Origin of the sequence: Shewanella sp. BJSY2023SW001, from assembly GCF_047314685.1 — a bacterium.
GTDB lineage: Bacteria > Pseudomonadota > Gammaproteobacteria > Enterobacterales > Shewanellaceae > Shewanella > Shewanella indica.
In genome coordinates, this window is record NZ_JBKORF010000082.1 from 154,287 (window position 1) to 172,527 (window position 18,241).

Annotated in this window: 18 protein-coding genes and 1 other annotated feature; of the genes, 9 read left to right on the plus strand and 9 right to left on the minus strand. The window is 52.5% G+C overall.

The annotated features are described in order from the left end of the window. Window positions 1–25 precede the first annotated feature (25 nt). The 4 genes from trpCF to ACMHXH_RS19390 are packed head-to-tail and all read right to left on the minus strand — an operon-like array spanning window position 26 to window position 4,638. Entirely contained in the window at window positions 26–1,414 is a 1,389-nt protein-coding gene (gene trpCF, locus ACMHXH_RS19375; RefSeq protein WP_335912094.1) for a bifunctional indole-3-glycerol-phosphate synthase TrpC/phosphoribosylanthranilate isomerase TrpF, read from the minus strand. Continuing rightward, entirely contained in the window at window positions 1,411–2,487 is a 1,077-nt protein-coding gene (gene trpD, locus ACMHXH_RS19380; protein WP_335912095.1) for an anthranilate phosphoribosyltransferase, read from the minus strand. Before trpD ends, trpCF begins: the two co-directional genes overlap by 4 nt. Further along, window positions 2,480–3,082 (minus strand): aminodeoxychorismate/anthranilate synthase component II, encoded by a 603-nt coding sequence (locus tag ACMHXH_RS19385; protein ID WP_071477071.1) that lies wholly within the window; start codon window positions 3,080–3,082, stop codon window positions 2,480–2,482. Before ACMHXH_RS19385 ends, trpD begins: the two co-directional genes overlap by 8 nt. Next, a complete protein-coding gene (locus ACMHXH_RS19390) occupies window positions 3,079–4,638 on the minus strand; it encodes an anthranilate synthase component 1 (protein ID WP_335912096.1) in 1,560 nt (519 codons plus the stop codon). The genes ACMHXH_RS19385 and ACMHXH_RS19390 overlap by 4 nt, the downstream gene beginning before the upstream one ends. Window positions 4,639–4,697: 59 nt before the next feature. Next, window positions 4,698–4,811, minus strand: a sequence feature (Trp leader region). Window positions 4,812–4,993: 182 nt separating this feature from the next. On the opposite strand from ACMHXH_RS19390, the gene rnm reads away from it, so the two are divergent. From rnm to ACMHXH_RS19435, 9 genes are all read left to right on the plus strand, one after another. Beyond that, complete coding sequence (rnm, locus tag ACMHXH_RS19395) at window positions 4,994–5,854, plus strand: RNase RNM (protein WP_025886778.1); 861 nt, start codon at window positions 4,994–4,996, stop codon at window positions 5,852–5,854. Further along, window positions 5,851–6,471, plus strand: a complete 621-nt coding sequence (locus ACMHXH_RS19400; RefSeq protein WP_025010668.1) for an L-threonylcarbamoyladenylate synthase — start codon at window positions 5,851–5,853, stop codon at window positions 6,469–6,471. Before rnm ends, ACMHXH_RS19400 begins: the two co-directional genes overlap by 4 nt. A 77-nt stretch (window positions 6,472–6,548) precedes the next feature. Beyond that, window positions 6,549–7,340 carry a segregation and condensation protein A gene (locus ACMHXH_RS19405; RefSeq protein ID WP_071477069.1) on the plus strand — a complete coding sequence of 264 codons (792 nt, stop codon included), beginning with the start codon at window positions 6,549–6,551 and terminating at the stop codon, window positions 7,338–7,340. A gap of 11 nt (window positions 7,341–7,351) precedes the next feature. Continuing rightward, on the plus strand, window positions 7,352–7,942 hold the full coding sequence (scpB, locus tag ACMHXH_RS19410) for an SMC-Scp complex subunit ScpB (RefSeq protein WP_025010666.1): 591 nt from the start codon (window positions 7,352–7,354) through the stop codon (window positions 7,940–7,942). Next, complete coding sequence (gene rluB / locus ACMHXH_RS19415; RefSeq protein ID WP_144361107.1) at window positions 7,943–8,815, plus strand: 23S rRNA pseudouridine(2605) synthase RluB; 873 nt, start codon at window positions 7,943–7,945, stop codon at window positions 8,813–8,815. A gap of 306 nt (window positions 8,816–9,121) precedes the next feature. Further along, window positions 9,122–10,096, plus strand: a complete 975-nt coding sequence (locus ACMHXH_RS19420; protein WP_335912098.1) for a sialidase family protein — start codon at window positions 9,122–9,124, stop codon at window positions 10,094–10,096. A gap of 707 nt (window positions 10,097–10,803) precedes the next feature. Further along, entirely contained in the window at window positions 10,804–11,169 is a 366-nt protein-coding gene (locus ACMHXH_RS19425; protein ID WP_071477067.1) for a cupin domain-containing protein, read from the plus strand. A gap of 117 nt (window positions 11,170–11,286) precedes the next feature. Next, the gene (locus tag ACMHXH_RS19430) at window positions 11,287–12,903 is read left to right on the plus strand and encodes a TIGR04141 family sporadically distributed protein (RefSeq protein WP_413738489.1); all 1,617 of its coding nucleotides are present in this window, start codon (window positions 11,287–11,289) and stop codon (window positions 12,901–12,903) included. 531 nt (window positions 12,904–13,434) lie between these two features. Continuing rightward, window positions 13,435–14,424: a transposase gene (locus ACMHXH_RS19435; protein ID WP_413738491.1), complete on the plus strand. Its 990-nt coding sequence runs from the start codon at window positions 13,435–13,437 to the stop codon at window positions 14,422–14,424. A gap of 410 nt (window positions 14,425–14,834) precedes the next feature. Here the strand turns inward: ACMHXH_RS19435 and ACMHXH_RS19440 are convergent, their stop codons facing one another. The 5 genes from ACMHXH_RS19440 to ACMHXH_RS19460 form a co-directional block, all read right to left on the minus strand. Continuing rightward, entirely contained in the window at window positions 14,835–15,125 is a 291-nt protein-coding gene (locus tag ACMHXH_RS19440; protein ID WP_039036194.1) for a late competence development ComFB family protein, read from the minus strand. Window positions 15,126–15,188: 63 nt separating this feature from the next. After that, window positions 15,189–16,094 carry a histone deacetylase gene (locus ACMHXH_RS19445; RefSeq protein WP_071476155.1) on the minus strand — a complete coding sequence of 302 codons (906 nt, stop codon included), beginning with the start codon at window positions 16,092–16,094 and terminating at the stop codon, window positions 15,189–15,191. A gap of 3 nt (window positions 16,095–16,097) precedes the next feature. Further along, complete coding sequence (locus tag ACMHXH_RS19450) at window positions 16,098–16,793, minus strand: DUF2057 domain-containing protein (protein WP_335912836.1); 696 nt, start codon at window positions 16,791–16,793, stop codon at window positions 16,098–16,100. Window positions 16,794–16,802: 9 nt separating this feature from the next. Then, window positions 16,803–17,465, minus strand: coding sequence for a primosomal replication protein (locus tag ACMHXH_RS19455; RefSeq protein ID WP_039035593.1), 663 nt, complete (start codon window positions 17,463–17,465; stop codon window positions 16,803–16,805). Then, window positions 17,462–18,235, minus strand: coding sequence for a TSUP family transporter (locus ACMHXH_RS19460; RefSeq protein ID WP_039035594.1), 774 nt, complete (start codon window positions 18,233–18,235; stop codon window positions 17,462–17,464). Before ACMHXH_RS19460 ends, ACMHXH_RS19455 begins: the two co-directional genes overlap by 4 nt. Between the last annotated feature and the right edge of the window lie 6 nt (window positions 18,236–18,241).

Below are 18,241 nucleotides of genomic sequence, written 5' to 3' on the forward strand. Positions count from 1 at the left end.
TGACAGGCGAATGCTGTTGTTCTTGTCAGGCTTTGAGTTGCTTAAACACCGCCTGCAGTGCTGCTCTATCTTTGATGCCTGGGGCGCTTTCCACCCCTGAGTTAAAGTCCAGCCCGAAAAAGCCTTGGGTGGCAGCCAAAGCGGCGTTGCCCGGACTCAGGCCACCGGCAAGCATGGCGCGCTCACGCTGGGCAAGCCTTTGCTGCCAATCGAAATGTCTGCCGGTACCACCAAAGTTGTCGCCGCTTTTACTGTCATAGAGATAGCGGTCGGCGCCTTCCGGCAAGGCTGGCAGCTCGCCGCCGTCGACATTGACCGGAACAGCCTTCCAGATCTCGGCCTGGTGCCCATTTTGCTCAAGCAGCTGCTTGAGCTTGGCAATATCTTCGCTTGATTCACTGCCATGAAGCTGCAGCGCGCTCAGTTTCAGTTCATTGGCCAGCTCGGCCATCTGCGCCGGTGATTCATTGACAAATACCCCCACCATCGCCAGTTTACGCGGCTGCTCGGCGTTATAACGGCACAGCTCGGCGGCGTGGGCGCGGCTGACACAACGGGGGGACTTGGCGGCGAAGATGAGGCCGCCATAGACGGCGCCGGATTTTGCCGCATCCAGCAGATCCTGCTCCCGGGTCAGGCCACACACCTTGTTGTTGCCATAGATAAGGCGGCGACAGGCCAGATCCAAATCGGCCTCGGCCATAAGTGAGCTGCCCACCAAAAAGCCGTCGACCAGCGGGCTGAGGCGGCGTACATCCTCACGGCTGTAGATCCCGGATTCGCTGATGATCAGTGTCCCCTCGGGGATCTTGGGGGCTAAGTATTCTGTCATCGCCAGATCTGTACTCAGATCCCTGAGGTTGCGGTTGTTGATGCCAATAATCGGCGCGCCCAGAGCCAGCGCCCGCTTGAGTTCTTCCTCGTTGGAAACTTCCGTGAGGGTGTCGAGGGCATATTGCTCGGCTTCGCTCGCCAGCAATCGATACTGCTCATCGCTCAGTACCGACAGCATTAGCAAGATGGCATCGGCACCCTGATGGGCCGCTAACTTAACCTGATAAGGCGAAACAAAAAAATCTTTGCACAATACCGGCTGTTTGATTCTGGCGCGCACCTTGGGCAAATAACGAAAGTCACCCTGAAAGAAGGCTTCGTCAGTCAGTACCGACACCGCGGAGGCGTAGCGGCTGTAAACATCGGCAATGGCAACCGGATCGAAGTCTTTGCGGATAAGCCCTTTGGAGGGGCTGGCCTTCTTGCATTCCAGAATAAAGCCGGCGCCTTTTGCACTGAGTGCCTGATACAGGCTGCGATCCGACGTCTTGGGCGTCAGGTTATCTTCGGGAAAATGCAGCTTGAGGGCTTCAATATGCTGCTGCTTGGTGGCGACGATACGCTCAAGCACGTTACTCATGATATAGCTCCTGCCTTGCTGGGTTGTGGTGAGTTGGCGTCATTGTTTTCAGTTTGGGTTTGGTGGGCCTTGTCCGCCAGGGCATTGAGTTTGGCGCAGGCGCGGCCATCATCCAGGGTGGCCAGTGCCAGTTGGGTGGCCTGCCTGAGATTGTCAGCCTTGCCGGCGAGATAGAGCACGCAGGCGGCATTGATAGCCACGGCGTGACGCTGGGCGGCGCTGCCTTTACCGGCAAACAGCGCTTGGGTAATCAGGGCATTTTCTGCCGGGGTACCGCCTTCCAGCTCGGCCAGCGTAGCCTGCGGCACGCCAAAGTCTGCTGGGGTGAGGCGATATTCCACTATCTCTTCACCCTTGAGTTCAGCCACCTGGGTTGCGCCGTGCAGTGCCACTTCATCCAGGCCGCTGCCGTGAACGACCATGGCGCCTTTGACGCCAAGGGCCCGCAACACTTCGGCGATGGGGCGAACCAAGCTCGGGCTGTAGACCCCGAGCAGCATATAGTCGGGGCGAGCCGGATTAATCAGCGGGCCGAGTACATTGAACAGGGTGCGGGTCTTGAGCGCCTGGCGCACAGGCACTGCGTGCCGCACTCCACCGTGATAATGGGGTGCAAACAGAAAACACAGGCCGTTGTCTGCCAAGTGTTTGGCGGCGCATTCGGGCGACATGGTCAAGTCTATGCCGAACTGTGCCAGCAGATCGGAAGAGCCCGACTTACTGGACACTCCGCGGTTGCCGTGTTTGGCAACATTGACCCCGGCCGCTGCGGCAACAAAGGCGGCCGTGGTAGAGATATTGATGGTGTTGTGGCCGTCACCGCCGGTGCCGACAATATCCACTACCCTTTGACATTGGTGCGGAAACGGCTTGGCGGCGGCCAGCAGGGCATCGGCGGCGCCGCTGATCTCGTCTATGGTTTCGCCCTTGAGCTTGAGCGCGATCAGCATGGCCGCCATCAGGCTTTCACTGAGCTTGCCGTCGATAAGCTCGGCAAACAGGCTGGCGGCCTGGCTACGGCTCAAAGACTCGCCCCGGTACAGGCGGTCAAACAGAGGTTGCAGTTCAGTCATGGCAGGTTTCCTCGCGGCTCATGGTCAGGTATTGCAGTGTTTGCACCAGCAAGGTGCTGCCAAGGGTGGTGAGAATCGATTCGGGGTGGAACTGGAAACCGACGGCGGCATCACAGCGATGGCTGATGGCCATAGGCATGCCTTCTGTAGTGGCAATCACCTCCAGGCAGTCGGGCACCTTGGTTGCCACCAGTGAATGATAGCGGGCCACAGGCAAGGGGGATGGCAGGTTGGCAAACAGGCCATCGCAGTTGTGCTCTACCGGGCTGGCCTTACCGTGTACCACTTGGGGGGCACGCTCAACCTTGCCGCCGTAATGTTCAACCAGGGCCTGGTGACCAAGGCAGATACCGAGAATCGGCAGTTTGCCGGCCAGCAGCGCAATAAGCTCCATCATGCAACCGGCTTCTCCGGGGGCGCCCGGGCCGGGAGACAAAATAAGCGCCGCCTGACCCGGTTCCGCCAGCATCCGCTCGGCGAGCAACTGGGCACTGACATTATTGCGGTACACCAGCACTTCAAAGCCCAGGCTGCGGAACTGATCCACCAGGTTGTAGGTGAAGGAGTCGAAGTTATCCAATAGATAGAGTTTCACAGGCCACCTCCCATCTTGATTGCACTGATCACTGCCTGCGCTTTTTGCGCGGTCTCGTCGGCCTCGGCCTGGGGATCTGAATCATAGACCACTCCGGCCCCGGCCTGGATGTGCGCCATGCCTTCGCTGACGAAGGCGGAGCGGATCACTATGCAAGTGTCCATATCGCCAAGGGCGTTGAGATAACCTACGGCGCCGCCATAGCTGCCGCGGCGTTGCTGCTCGGTTTCACGAATGAGTTGGGCGGCGCGCACCTTGGGGGCACCCACCAGGGTGCCCATGTTCATGCAGGCCTGATAGGCGTGCAGGGCGTCGAGATCTTCCCTAAGCTGCCCGGTTACCCGGCTGACCAGATGCATCACATGGGAGTATCTGTCTACCTTCAGCAGCTCGGCCACTTTACGACTGCCACTCTGGCTGATGCGGGCGATATCGTTGCGGGCCAAGTCCACCAACATGATGTGCTCCGACAACTCTTTCTTATCTAGTCTCAGCTCCAGCTCTATGCGGCTGTCGAGATCGAAATCTATCTCGCCATCTGGGGTCTTGCCGCGTTTGCGAGTACCGGCGATGGGGTAAACCTCAACCTGATTGCCCTCGGCTTCATACTTGAGGGCGCTTTCCGGAGAGGCGCCAAACAGGGTGAAGTCGGCGCTGCGCAGGTAAAACATATAGGGGCTGGGGTTGGTCAGTCTCAGTGCCCGATAGGCGCCCAGAGTATTGGGGCAGGGCAGGCTGAAACTGCGTGATGGCACAACCTGAAAGATATCACCGGCGCAGATATGCTCCTTGAGGCGGCTCACCTGGCGGCAAAAATCGGCGTCACTGATATTGACGCTGGCCTCGGCATGTACACCGCTTAAAGGGGCGACATCTTCCAGCAGCTGGCAGTTGGTTTCTATGGCATCCAGTCTGGCGCCAAGCTCGGCCTGCACCTCGCTGTTGCCATTAAACTCCATCACCACGGCTTCGGCGCAGCCCTTTTGGTGATCCACTGTTATCAGGGTTTCAGCCAGATAAAACAGATAGTCGGGGCAGTGGTTCGCGCCCTGGCTTACGCTTGGCAGCGGCTCTGTGCTGGCGATAAGGTCGTACCCCAAAACGCCGCCCAGAAATCCGGTTTCAAACTGGCTCTCGTTTTCATCAACCAGACCCTGCTGCAGCAATCTCAGGCCATCGAGCGGCGAGCCTGCCTTGAGTCTGGCATCTTCATCCAGCTCGGTAGTGATGGGGCGCAGCAGGACCTTGAGGCTCTGCTGCTCCAGGCTGACCTCACCGCGCGAGTTAAAGAAGTCGTGAATCGCAGGCAATAGTCCGGCGCCGTTGTCTGTCAAAGCCTCGAAGCTCAAGGTCGACCCGTCACAGCGAATGGCCAGCGCCGCGTGGCTGAGGATAATGCTTTTCAGGTGATCCTTGCTGTCGATTTCGGCCGACTCCAGCAACATGCTGTGAGGCTTGTCCCGCGTCAGTTGCTGATACAGTTTCAGGGGATCGTCGTAATAGGGCAGTGACCGCGTCTGGCGGTGTACTCTGGCGATTGGCTCGATTCTGTTCATCTGTTCTTCCTGTTGTTCCGCTGTTTAGCCTGGCTGCGGGGTTTTCCTGACCGTTAAGCACAAAAAAGCCCGCAATCTCTTGCGGGCTTTTTGTTGAATTTGGCTGCGTTATTTTCAATCGTGCACAGCGCTTCACACTACCCGCGTTAAGGGAAGTGCCACCACCAGATGATGTTGAGTGAAGCGTTGAAGTGTGTCATTGAAAATTTGTCCTCTCGACGTTTGACCTATAGAGAAACCCAGCTGTCCGCCAATGTCAATTGAATATTTTTAATTTATGCAAATTTATGCCAATTTGCCGTCGCCCAGCGGAGATAAATCGCATTTTACCAACAAAACCAAGTAGAATAGCGTTATGATAACTGAAAATACTTTGGCCGATCTTCACAGCCATACTACAGCCTCAGATGGCCAACTGACACCATCTCAGCTGCTCGAGCGCGCCTTGGAAAAGGGGGTTGAGCTGCTGGCGATTACCGATCATGACACAGTCGCCGGGCTGGATGAGGCCCATGCTTTCAATGCCGGGCAGAGCGCGCCTTTGACTTTGGTGGACGGGGTTGAGATCTCTACCCGTTGGCACGCCTATGATATTCATATCGTGGCGCTGGATATCGATCGCCACGACGAAAACCTGCTTGCCTTTCTCGAGCGGCAACGTGAGCTCAGGGAAGAGCGGGCTCGCGAGATAGGCGCAAGGCTTGAAAAGGCCGGTATTCCCGGGGCCTACGAAGGCGCCAGGGCGCTCGCCGGTGATGCGGCGCTGAGCCGTGGTCATTACGCCCGTTTCCTGGCCGAGCAGGGGCACGCGCCGGATAGTGCCAGCGTGTTCAAGAAGTTTCTTGGCCGCGGCAAAACGGGCTATGTGCCCAACAACTGGGGCGAGATGGCGACGGCCATAGAGGTGATCCACAACGCAGGTGGAGTGGCCGTGTTGGCCCACCCCAGTGGCTATCAACTGTCGGCCAAGTGGCTCAAACGCCTGGTACGCGAATTCAAGGCCGCCGGTGGCGATGCCATGGAGGTGGTGCTCGGGCAGCAAACCACAGACGACAGAAATAATTTAGGGGCGCTCGCCACTCTCAACGGCCTCTACGCCTCGGTGGGATCCGATTTCCACTTTCCCGGCCGCTGGCTGGAACTGGGCAAGAATCTGTATCGGCCCCAGGGATTGAACTGGGTCTGGCAATGCAAGCAATGGACAATAACTAAATGAGTCAATTTTTCTACGTACATGAGGTGAATCCTCAAACCCGTCTGATAAGCCAGGCGGTGAGCATTCTGAAAAGCGGCGGGGTCATAGTTTATCCCACAGATTCCGGCTATGCGCTGGGTTGTATGATTGGCGATAAAGACGCCATGAGCCGTATCGCCAGAATTCGCCAGATAGACAATGATCATAACTTTTCGCTGATGTGCCGCGACTTATCTGAGCTGTCGACCTATGCCAGAGTCGATAATCAGGCGTTTCGCATTCTGAAGAACAACACACCGGGTTGTTACACCTTCATCTTCAAGGCCACCAAAGAGGTGCCAAGAAGACTGCAGAATGAAAAGAAACGCACCATAGGCATTCGGGTACCGAACAATGTTATCGCCCTGGCACTGCTGGAAGCTCTGGGTGAACCCTTGATGTCCACCAGTCTTATTTTGCCCGGCAACGACTTTACCGAGTCGGATCCCGAGCATATCCGCGATATTCTCGAACATCAGGTAGATGCCATTCTCCACGGCGGTTACCTGGGTGAAAAGCCCACCACAGTGATAGACATGTCTGAAGGCGAAATGGTCATAGTCCGTGAAGGCAGTGGCGATATCAGCCCATTTCTTTAACCGCTCAATAAAGGTATAATCGCGCGTTTGGTCGGCCTATGCCGCCTTAAAGATGCTGCCAGAGGAGAGAAAACGGCTTGAGTGAAGGCGTTCAACAGAGTCTGCCGCTTGCCGTAGTGCGGGGTGAGGCGCTTAGAGAGCTGCCTGCCGATCTCTTTATTCCTCCCGAGGCGCTTGAGGTGTTTCTTGAGGCGTTTGAAGGGCCGCTCGACTTGCTTTTGTACCTGATCCGCAAGCAAAAAATGGATGTGGTAGATCTGCCCATCCACAGGATCACCGCCCAGTATCTTGAGTATATCGAGCTGCTGCAGGGCGCCAGGGTAGAGCTGGCGGCCGACTATCTGGTGATGGCGGCAACATTGGCGGAAATCAAGTCGCGTTTGCTGTTGCCAAGGCCGGAGCTGGAAGCCGAGGAAGAGGAAGACCCCAGAGCCGTGCTGATCCGCCAACTCAAGGCTTATGAAGCCATAAAAGAGGCGGCGGTGCTGCTGGATGAACTGCCCCGGCTCGAGCGGGACGTATTCCAGGCCAAGGCGGGCAAGGCGCCGGATATCAAGCCCTTGCTGGTGCCGCCGGATGTGTCTTTGGCTGAACTGGCCCGGGCCTTTGGCGAGGTACTCAAGCGGGTGGAAGCCGGCACTTCTCACCAGGTTCAGCGCGAGCAGCTCTCTACCCGGGAGCGGATGAGCCAAATTCTGGCCATGCTCTCCAGTGAGCATTACACCCCTTTTGAAGCCCTGTTCAAGGTGGAAGAGGGGCGCGCCGGAGTGGTGGTCAGCTTTCTGGCGTTGATGGAATTGGTAAAGGAACTGCTGGTGGAACTGATCCAGGCCGAACCTTTATCGCGAATTTATCTCAAGGCGTACTGACGGGAGCCGACTTGGCGAAGATTAACGACCTTCAGCTGAAACAACTGATCGAGGCCAGTCTGTTTGTGCTGGCCAAGCCCATGACCTTGAAGGCGCTGAGAGAAACCGTGCTGGCCGATTTCAGTGTCTCCCGCGAGCGTATTCGCGCCGCGGTGGATGAATTGACCCTGGATTATCAGGAGCGCGGAGTACAGCTGGTCAAGGTCGCCGGTGGTTATCGGTTTCAGACCCGCGACAGCCTCAGCCCCTTGCTGCAACCTTTGTGGCAGGAGCAGGCGCCCAAGTATTCCAGGGCAACATTGGAAACCCTGGCGGTTATCGCCTACCGTCAGCCTGTGACCCGCGGCGAAATTGAGCTGGTCAGAGGGGTGGCTGTCGGCAGCCAGATTATCAAGAATTTAACAGACAGACGCTGGATCCGCGTTGTGGGGCACAAAGAGGTGCCGGGAAGGCCTTCGTTATACGCCACCACTACAGAGTTTCTGGCTTACTTCGGTCTGGACAGCATAGCGGATCTGCCGCCTCTGTCTGACGCCGAATCATTAGAGGCGGTATTTTCGGGGATGAAAACACCGCCGGAACCCTTAGAAGAGTCAACTTGAATGAGCGAAAAATTGCAGAAAGTCTTGGCCCGTGCAGGCCATGGCTCCCGTCGTGAGATGGAGGCATGGATTGCTGCAGGTCGCGTGAGTATTGACGGAGAAATCGCCAAACTGGGTGATCGCATCGAAGCCGACGCCAAGGTACGTATCGATGGCCGTGCGGTATCGCTGAAATCTGCCGATGAGGTGATCTGCCGGGTACTGGCCTACCACAAGCCGGAAGGGGAGATCTGCTCGCGCAAAGATCCCGAAGGCCGGCCCACAGTATTCGATCGTCTGCCCCGCACCCGTGACAGCCGCTGGGTTGCAGTGGGACGTTTGGATATCAACACCTCGGGTTTGTTGCTGTTCACCTCGGACGGTGAGCTGGCCAACCGCCTGATGCACCCCTCCAATGAAGTGGAGCGTGAATACGCCGTGCGTACCTTCGGTGAAGTGCCGGAAGCGGCGCTGCAGCGTTTGCGCAGCGGCGTTATGCTGGAAGATGGCCCGGCCCAGTTTGACCATATCAAGGCCGCCGGTGGCGAAGGCATCAACCAATGGTGGCACGTTACCCTGCGTGAAGGGCGTAACCGTGAAGTGCGTCGTCTGTGGGAATCCCAGGAAGTGCAGGTGAGTCGCCTTATTCGGGTGCGTTACGGCATGATAGAACTGCCCAAGAGCCTGCCACGTGGCGGCTGGGTCGAACTGCCGCTGGAGCAGGTCAACTACCTGCGCCAATTGGCGGGCATGGATCCGGAAACCCGCTCCATGCTGGGCGCCGACAAACACAGCGTGGCCCGTAACAAGGTACGCAGTGCAAAGGTGCGCCGCGCCGTGCGTAAACACAAGACGGCGGCGGGCAAGCCCAAGCCAACCCGGCAGCGCAGCTGATGCCGCCAAGGCCTTATCGGCAGTGTGTTAAAGCTTGTCGATAGCCTGTCTAATCCCATCTAAAGATGTGATTCCAATGCAATGAAAGGTCGCCGCGGCGGCCTTTTTGTTGCTATTTTTCTAAGCTTTTTGGCACTGTTTCTCGCTGCTTTTGCATAGTTTTTGTCGTTGTTTTTGTCGTTGTTTTTGCCATAGCTTTTTACCAAAGTTTTTTGCCATCACTTTTTACCATAAGAAAGTCCACTTACCTTGGCGCAGTTCAGTAATGGTATAAGATAAAGGAACAGCAACTCAGGGAGCCAAGGCATGCAGCTGATCTCACACACAAAAATTTGGGACCAAGGCGAACACAACGCCTTTTGCGATCTATGCCGCTGGCAGGGGGCGCTCTACTGCGTCTTTCGGGAGGGCCAGGCCCATGTGTCTGATGATGGTGCACTGAGAGTGCTTAAATCCAGCGACGACGGTCAAAGTTGGCAGGCCGAGGCGCTTATTCAAAGCGAGCTTGGCGATCTGCGCGACGGCAAACTGCTCGCCCATGCTGGCCGTTTATGGCTTTTTGGCGCAGCCTCCAAACATGGCAAGGCGCCGCTGCAGTCCTTGATGTGGCACTCGCTGGATGGCATCAACTGGTCGGCGCCCGAAAAAGTCGCCGATAGCGGATACTGGCTCTGGCGGGTGACCGAGGCTGAAGATGGCCTCTACGGCGTGGGTTATCGCCCAGGCGCCGATGGTGATGTCAGGCTCTATCGTAGTGAGCGCCTGCAAGCATCACAAACCGGTAAACTGCAATTTACGCCCTGGGTCGCCCCCTTGCAAAATGACGGCTATGTCAACGAATCATCACTGCTGTTTCGAGTGTTTCGGGGCGGCGAGCAGAGTCGCTCTAATCAAACCTCTTCAGATACAGAAGCGCTTTGCCTACTAAGGCGCGATCCTGTGTGGGACGCACAAGAAACCGGGTTGCTCGGCAAGGCCAAGGCACCTTTCAAAACCTGGCAATGGCAGCAGCTCAGTTGCCGTATCGGTGGCCCGGTCGCCTTTGTCTATAACGACCGCCTGCTGGCCGTGGTGCGCCTCTATGACAATAAGGTGCGCACCTCGCTGGTGGAAATCGATAGCGCCACAGCCAAGGTCACCGAGCTCTTAACCTTGCCATCCGGCGGAGATACCAGCTACGCCGGTATCGAGCTGGACGGCGATGAACTCAAGCTGGTGTATTACTCAAGCCATGAGGGCAAAACCGCCATCTATTTCGCCCGTATCGGGCTTAAAGGCTAAAGTTCCAGGCCATAATACCAGTGTGCTCGACACCAGCCAGCGTGACTGAATCAGGTTTAATAACAGGGAAAATCGCTTTAGATTTCAAAGCCAGTCAATTCTATTGCAAAAAGCAGCCAAATCAGGGTTTTGTGGCCTTTGTCAAAAACTTGACCTTTGGCTAATTGTTTTAACATTCAGTACTGGGTATTGTATAACTAATTCAACCGCTTAGCTTTAGCACTTCCTTAAGCTCAGCGGCTCAAAGTCGGCGACAGTGGTATTTTTCCGTGCTCAGCGGAATGTAGGGACGAGCAGAGTTTGGACTTGTGGGGTAGCTTTGGTTTTATTTAACGTTTTTTGTAGGGCCTGGGTTGTGGGGCCCTTGGTTGTACGACTTGAAGCGCTCATGACAAGCACCTCAGAACTGATTTTTATACAGTATTATTGACGTTATGGACAAAATGCCGGAAATTTGCAGCTAAGTTTGCGCGTTATTTCTGTAACATTTTAGAAAATAGCTTTAAATTCATAAAGTTAAAAAATACAGCAGGTAGATAATAGGTTTGGAAACCGCGCATGCGCGTTTAGCTGCAAGGGATATTTGGACTAAATGGTATTATATCCAGCTAATACAAACAGATAGCGATGCGCGTTTACACTCCTCCGAGGACTGAAACGCGTATGCGCACTATACAGCTGTTAACTGTCACCGAAAAGGAGTTCACATGAGCCATCAGGCAATAAATTTCAAGGACAAGCTGGGCCTTTTCGACGAGCAATGGTCACCGAAGGTCATTGCCGAGATGAATGACTATCAGTTCAAGGTCGTTAAAATTCAGGGCGAGTTTGTGTGGCATGATCACAAGAACACGGATGAAACCTTTATAGTCCTGGAAGGCAGTCTCAGAATTGATTTCAGAGACGGGCATGTTGAACTGGCCGAAGGTGAAATGTACGTGGTTCCAAAGGGCGTAGAACACAAGCCGTATGCGGAACATGAAGCAAAGGTCTTGCTTATTGAGCCACGTGGTGTCGTGAATACCGGGGACGAGACTGGTAGCCAAACCGCAGAAAATGATGTGTGGATCTAAACCAGTTAACAAAGCCATTAAGTCTGTTCCGGGCCTCTGGCCCTCCACCGGACGCCCTTATCAGGGCGCCGCTTATGGCTGGCGTTAGTTTTACAGCGCTGAGCCGAGAAGGGATTTATGGCAAAAGTAAAGAAAATCAGAAAAGAAAAGCTATCTATCTATTTGGCGAGAGATGGGAGCAAGCCAGATTCTGATGTTATAAAGCTAGAAAATGCTAAGCAACCTATTGAAATGGACTTGCCAGAAGCAGAGTCAGCCCGTCTTTACATAAAAAAGCAGCCACCTAAAAATTCTCCGCCTTGGACTAGATTGTTTACAACAGATAGCCAAGTTGATGTTTCTGAATTTGGCACCTCTTCAAATGTGGGGGCTGTATTTATTGTAAGAGTATCAGGAGCTACATTTGTACTGTCTTTTGGCACTGGTTTTCATCTTTTAAAGCAAGAGTCTATCGAGCGTGACTTCGGTCTAAAGGTGACGCTGAACTCGGTAGATCCTGACAAGCTGAGAAGTTTGGATAAAGCCAGCTATGATCACAATCCATTGAATTCAAGAACTCAAAGCACTCGGGATGTTGACATATTCAATCTCCATTTAGATTCTGAGATGGAGATGCTTTACGCAGTAACAGGCGCATCACTAGTAAAAGAATTTGGTAGTCATGTAACTGGTAGGGATGCCTTTACAATAGCAGTAGAAGCCAATCTTTCAGATATACCCGCGATTCTTTCAAAATCAATCAAGCAATATCGTTCTAATCTTCCGGACAAATTTAGCTGGGTAGAAAATATCAATAGGGTTCGGGACTATGACGAAATTGAAATACTAGATTTGGAACTAGATCAATACTTAAGCAATAACAATTTTTCTAATTTCTGGTTAGGAGAACCGGAAATAGTAGACTGGGAAGGTCAAATCGGCTATTCATTTGATATGTACCAGAAAACACTTCGTCATGTGGTTTTATCTTTCGATGACTATATAACATACCTTGGTGGCGTTACTCCTACGGTTGAGTTAATGAAGAGCAATGTTGTTCACGTAAACAACAATGAGTATCAGTCTGTAAAAAATTGGCCTGTCTACCGCTGTTTGTATGCTGAAATTAAATTTGGGAAAGATCATTACATTTTAAGAAATGGAGTATGGTACAAAATAAACTGTGATTTTGTGTCAGCAGTTGATGACTACCTCAGCGATATTGATATTCATCCATTCTCATTTCCCATATATTCTCATGATGATGAGGGCGACTATAACGAGCTAGTTGCTAAGACAAAAAGCGGTTTTTGCTTGATGGATAAAAAGAATATCCAGATTGGTGGCCTTTATGACAAGCTAGAGCACTGTGACTTGATAAAGGGTGGAAATGAATTTGTTCATGTCAAGTTATACAGAAGCTCTAGCACACTCAGTCACCTATTCTCTCAAGGCTTTGTGGCTGCGGAAGCGTTTATAAAAGACTCTGACTACAGAGAAAAATTGAACCCAAAATTGCCTGCATCAATCAAATTGGCCGACCCAAAACCAAGGCCAGATCCAAGTAAATATAGGGTGGTTTATGCAATTGCTACAACCAAAGATATACCGAAAGAGCTCCCATTCTTTTCAAAGGTGACATTAAAGAATTCTTTAAAAACACTAAGGGCGCTAAATTACAATATTTCTCTATCTAAAATAGATATTGACCAAAATTGGTTAAAGACTAAAAAGTGCAAACCAAAGAAAAACTAACAAGGCGCTGCCGCCGGACAAACTTTCCGCTGCGCTCCAAATTTGCCGCAGCACAGAATACAGGACAGCCAAATCTTTTGAAAGAAAAGTTAGGACAGCCATATCTTTTTGATGTTTCGCCCAGGCTTGACTAGGCTTTGAAATACCCATCAAAGCTCAGTCGAAAAAGAAATACAGGACAGCCATATCTTTTTGACAAAAAAGAATACAGGACAGCCAAATCTTTTTGATGTTTCGCACAGCTTTGACTAGGTTTTGAAATACCCATCAAAGCTCAGTCGAGGTTGGTTGTTACCACAGCCCGTCGTCAGTTGATAGAGGGGGAGGGTGTTCAAAATTCTGTGTCACGTTAAAAATCACAGATCGATGTGAGCATCCAGTCGTCCTTCAAAATGGATGGACAGCTGAGATAGCGTTAAATTCCAGTTTTGAATCGGGTGTCAGCTTTATAGGACAGCCATATCTTTTTGATGTTTCGCCCAGCCTTGACTAGCCTTTGAAATACCCATCAAAGCTCAGTCGAGGTTGGTTATGACCACAGCTCGTCGTCAGTTGATAGATGCAGAAAGTACGCCCTTTTACCACGTGATTAACCGTTGCGTTAGAAGGGCATTTTTGTGTGGTGAAGATGCACTGTCGGGGCGCAGTTACGAGCATAGACGTGGCTGGATAGTGGATAAAATCAGGCAGTTGTCGTCAATATTCTGCATCGACGTTTGCGCTTATGCGGTTATGAGTAATCACTACCATTTGGTGCTTAAAATCGACCTTGCTGCGCAACAATCGTTGTCGCCATTTGAAGTCGTTGAGCGTTGGACAGGGCTCTTTAGGGGCAATCCTGTGGCGGCAAAGTTCCTCAAGGGCGATAGTCTCTCAGACGGTGAGCGAATACTGTTGGATACGCTGATTAGCGATTGGCAGGAACGTCTTGGCAGTATTAGTTGGTTTATGCGCTGTTTAAACGAAGATATCGCCCGCAAGGCCAATCGAGAAGATGGTTGCAAGGGCGTATTCTGGGAAGGACGCTTTAAGTCGCAGGCGCTGCTCGATGAACAGGCGCTGCTGGCCTGCATGATGTACGTGGATTTAAATCCCATTCGCGCAGGTATTGCAGATTCACTGCAAACTTCTGATTACACATCCATTCAGGAGCGCATAGAAGAAGTTGCTGAGCCAGCAACTGCCAACGCTTCACTTAAGCCACTGCTGCAATTTGATGGTGCAGCCACTGCCACCGAACAAAGCGGCATCCCATTTCACTTTGCCGACTATCTGGAGCTGATTGATTGGACAGGCCGGGCGGTGCGGGAAGACAAGCGTGGCTTTATTGCCTCTACCAGGCCCAAACTACTGCTTGAGCTTGGTATCAGTGACGATGCCTGGATAACTTCTGCCAAGGAGTTTCGCCGTCAGTACAGTGGCATGAGTGGCCGATGGGATGCAATGTGTGCCATGAAGGCCAAATATGGCGGTAAGTGGTGCCGGGGTAAGCAACAAAGCCAAGCAATACATCCCCATTAACCTTAAACCCTTGGTGATATTGCAGCAACAGGCTTAAGCCTGCTGTAGGCATGCCTGGTAACTGCAGTTTTTGTATGAAGCATGCAGATTACTCGTTTCAGAGAGTCTACTTCCAATAATTCATCGTCATTTATAAGAGATTGAGACCGCAAGGTATGCTTCCAGGTGGTCCGTAAAATGTTTAGGATGTCCTGATTTTCTGTGTGATTTCTGTGCTGATTTTCTGTGGGATGTCCTGATTTTCTGTGATTTTTCTGATTTTTTTATGATGATACTTTTATCGGGTTAATAGCTGGCCCGGAGCGATGGTGGAAATGTACTTTCCAGAAGCACAGTTCGCAAGAGATATAAGCTCTCTTGGTGAGCCCTGGATTCAGGAAATGCACCTTCCTTGATTGCAGATGCCTGTGTTACCCCTGCGCTTGCTGATCGGTTTCCAGTTTCGGGGGTAGTTTGGATTTCAAAAACGCCCGTGACTTCTCTAATGCCTGGTAGATTTCGTTGCGCATTCTATCTTGTTCTTGATAGTCGCCGTAGAAATAGGTGTCCACCAGATGGTGAATGTAGCGCACTGGTAGTTGATTGAGCGTGATACAAGCCAGATCGGCCACATAGTCGGTTGGCAGCTCATCCATCAACCCCTCTTCAGCGAGGATTTCCATTAACATCACTTCGTAGTAGTTGCGGATTTCCAGCTGCATAGGTGACGCTCCCAAAGTTCTTTGCTGTGTTCGGTTTGGTTGGTAACAATTGGTTCGTAGCCTTTAGCGATACAGCGTAGTCGCGGCGCGAAATAATTGACTGTGTCTGAGTGTTAATTGTAGAGGGTCTTTGCAGTATCCGCCTCCCGTGACACAGGCTATTGGTATTGCCGCTTCTCTGGCATGACCCAATACGCTCATATCCCGCCGGGATATGCCCTCAAGGCTGAGCCGCAACAAGCCGAGTTCATCTTCAGCATGTACATCGACTCCGGCGTCATAAAGAATGAGATCCGGTCTATGAGTCAAGATCAGCAAAGGCAGTATCTGCTCCAGCGTTGAGAGGTACTCGTCATCACCGGCGCCGTTTTCAAGCTCGATATCATAGTGAGAGTCTGCCTTCCGGGTAGGGAAGTTTTGCCGGCAGTGTATTGAGCAGCTGATGATGTTCGCATCGCCGGCTGTCATGGTGGCGGTACCGTCGCCTTGATGGACGTCGCAGTCGATAATCAGAACCTTGTCTGCCAGCCCTTGGTTTATCATGCGTCTGGCACTGTAGACTAGATCGTTGAAAACACAGTAACCGCTGCCAAAGTCCTGGTGAGCGTGATGGTAACCGCCGCTGATATGCAGCGCTATGCCGTGCTCAAGTGCTTTTCGTGCCGCAAGCTCGGTGCCTGCGACCGAGTGCAGTGTCCGAGCCAGCAGATGCTCGCTCCAGGGAAACCCTATGCGGCGCATTGCCTTGGGATCTAGTTGGTTGTGAATAAACCCGGCAACATATTGAGGACAATGCACAGAGGCGAGAGCGATTTGTTTTACAGGTTTTGGGGAGCAGAGGCTAAATTGCCCGGAAAAAGGAGTTTGGCACAGATACTCAAACAGGCGTTGATATTTGCTGATGGGAAATCTGTGCCGGGATGGTAACGCCAGTTTGGAATAGCTGGCGTGATACACCAAAGGGATCATTTATCAGAGCTGTTTGATGGCCCAGCTCATGAACTCTTTGCGAGTTGCTTCATCGGCCTGTAACCACCAGTATTGCAGCATTTGCTGGGCATGGGCGGCACTGTCACCCCCTTGGCCACCGGCCTTGGAAGCCGCTGGCATTGTCATGGCACTGACAGGTGATGGCTGGGATACAGGTGCCACAGGTTGGTTGGCGGCCATGTTGCCTGAGGTTACGGCTGCAGCAGCGGTTTCAACATCTGGCCCCTTGTTGCCATTGAATAGCTGTGACAGGAAACTGGTTTCTTTCAGTTGAGTCAGTTCCACCTGGTAGTTGACCTGGCCCTTATCGGCGCGGGTAATGACGACCTTGGGAGTTTTGGCAAACTCTTTGGGCTTCTTGACGTAGTCACCATCGGCAGGCTTAAGGATGTACTCGTTGTCGCCTTCGGCTTTCAGGGTCAGAATGAAAGGAGAAGATTTAACGAAGCTCTGACTGTCGGAAAACTCATCATCGACCATGTCATGATAACGAATAGCAATTTTGTGGACACCTTCGGATAGTGCCAGCTCAGATTTGTGGTTGAAGTTGCTGGTTTCAATTTCTTTGCCATCCAGAGCCAGATATTCAAAAGACATAGGGATGGTCAGATTGGCCGCAAATACCGAGGAAGTGCTGAGCAGGGCCAGTATGGCCGAGGCGGTCAAGCGTAGTTTCATTGTTGCTCCTTAACGATTGTAACTCTGATGCGGACGTTCGAATGCCTGAATGCGATCTTCAATATAGCTGATCGCCTGCCTGCACTTACCGAGGCGGCGATGCATCAAAAGGATGTCATTCTGGACGGGGATTTTGTCAGTACTATGACAGTTTTCAAGCTTTGATTGCAATTGTTCAATCTTTTGTTCTATTTTTTTGGCCCAGTTCAGATGTTTGTTCAGCTCTTCGTACAATTGATGGCTGTTTTGCATAACACCCGCGGCTATCCAGCCAAAACCACTTTCCTGGTGTCGGCGGCCCTGACGTTGTTGGTAGCTTTGCCGCTTACTGGTCTGCTGCAGCTTTTGGATCCTGGCGTTGAGACCTGTGGTTCCCAAGGCCCGTTTCAGGGCGACAAACCTGTCCTGAATGCGTTCGCAGCTTAAGGCGATAGTGTGTTGGGCCAACTGATGGCGTAACTGTTTTTCCAACTGATCTATGCTCTTGTGCAGCTGTTCCACACAGGGATAGAGTTGGGCACCATGCTGAATAAACAACTCGCTGTTGAAGCGTTCAGTATCCTGCAGTAGTTTGCGCTGTGCCGCTGGCAAAGAGGCATCATGTTGCAGCACTTCTTGCTCCAACTGCCTGAGCTGTTCCCGCAGACGTTGTACCAGTTGATTGGTGTTCAAAACCAGGCACTCCAGGCTAGATTAGCGGCGATAAGTACCACAATAGCAATAAAGAGTGGCCTGATAAACGGCATTCCGAAGCGGATAGCCGAGTGGGCGCCGATATAAGAACCCAGCATCATACACAAGCCCATCACCACGCCTACCAAAAGGTGCACTTTACCTAGCAGCAAGAAAATCATCAATGCCGTGATATTGCTGACAAAAGTCATTGCCCTTGCCAAGGCACTGCTGTGCAGGAAGGGCAGGCGGTACAGCGCGGTCGAGCTGACGGCCCAAAAGGCGCCAATGCCCGGGCCGGCAAAGCCGTCGTAGGCGCCAAGCCCCAGCCCTTGAAGTATCTGTTTATGCTTGGCCGGCGTTTCGGTGACGGGTTTACATTGGCTGCAGCCCATGGCTCCGGGTGAAAACAGCGAATAGAACGCGATGGCGATAATAAGCAGTGGCAGAATTTTTTCCAGCCAACGGGTGTCGATGAGATAAACGGCAATACTGCCGATAACGGCGCCTATGGCGGTAGCAATAAAGGCGAACAGCCAGAACTTGGGGGTCAGCAACTGCTTGCGGTAATAGGTAAATGCCGCCATGGAGGAGCCGAAGCAGGCAGCCAGTTTATTGGTCCCCAGCGCCAGATGAGGTGGCATGCCCACTGTCAGCAAGGCGGGAATGGACAGTAGACCGCCACCACCGACTACGGCATCAATAAATCCGGCCAGCAGGCCGACTGCGGCCAATATGGCCCAGCTGCTGGGTTCGAGCAGAATATCCACTTTACA

Coding starts and splice junctions, on each gene's coding strand:
- rluB (WP_144361107.1), top strand. CDS start 7,943: ATGAGCGAAAAATTGCAGAAAGTCTTGGCCCGTGCAGGCCATGGCTCC.
- trpD (WP_335912095.1), bottom strand. CDS start 2,487: ATGACTGAACTGCAACCTCTGTTTGACCGCCTGTACCGGGGCGAGTCT.
- ACMHXH_RS19450 (WP_335912836.1), bottom strand. CDS start 16,793: ATGAAACTACGCTTGACCGCCTCGGCCATACTGGCCCTGCTCAGCACT.
- ACMHXH_RS19420 (WP_335912098.1), top strand. CDS start 9,122: ATGCAGCTGATCTCACACACAAAAATTTGGGACCAAGGCGAACACAAC.
- ACMHXH_RS19445 (WP_071476155.1), bottom strand. CDS start 16,094: ATGATCCCTTTGGTGTATCACGCCAGCTATTCCAAACTGGCGTTACCA.
- ACMHXH_RS19440 (WP_039036194.1), bottom strand. CDS start 15,125: ATGCAGCTGGAAATCCGCAACTACTACGAAGTGATGTTAATGGAAATC.
- ACMHXH_RS19400 (WP_025010668.1), top strand. CDS start 5,851: ATGAGTCAATTTTTCTACGTACATGAGGTGAATCCTCAAACCCGTCTG.
- ACMHXH_RS19390 (WP_335912096.1), bottom strand. CDS start 4,638: ATGAACAGAATCGAGCCAATCGCCAGAGTACACCGCCAGACGCGGTCA.
- trpCF (WP_335912094.1), bottom strand. CDS start 1,414: ATGAGTAACGTGCTTGAGCGTATCGTCGCCACCAAGCAGCAGCATATT.
- rnm (WP_025886778.1), top strand. CDS start 4,994: ATGATAACTGAAAATACTTTGGCCGATCTTCACAGCCATACTACAGCC.
- ACMHXH_RS19430 (WP_413738489.1), top strand. CDS start 11,287: ATGGCAAAAGTAAAGAAAATCAGAAAAGAAAAGCTATCTATCTATTTG.
- ACMHXH_RS19425 (WP_071477067.1), top strand. CDS start 10,804: ATGAGCCATCAGGCAATAAATTTCAAGGACAAGCTGGGCCTTTTCGAC.
- ACMHXH_RS19435 (WP_413738491.1), top strand. CDS start 13,435: ATGACCACAGCTCGTCGTCAGTTGATAGATGCAGAAAGTACGCCCTTT.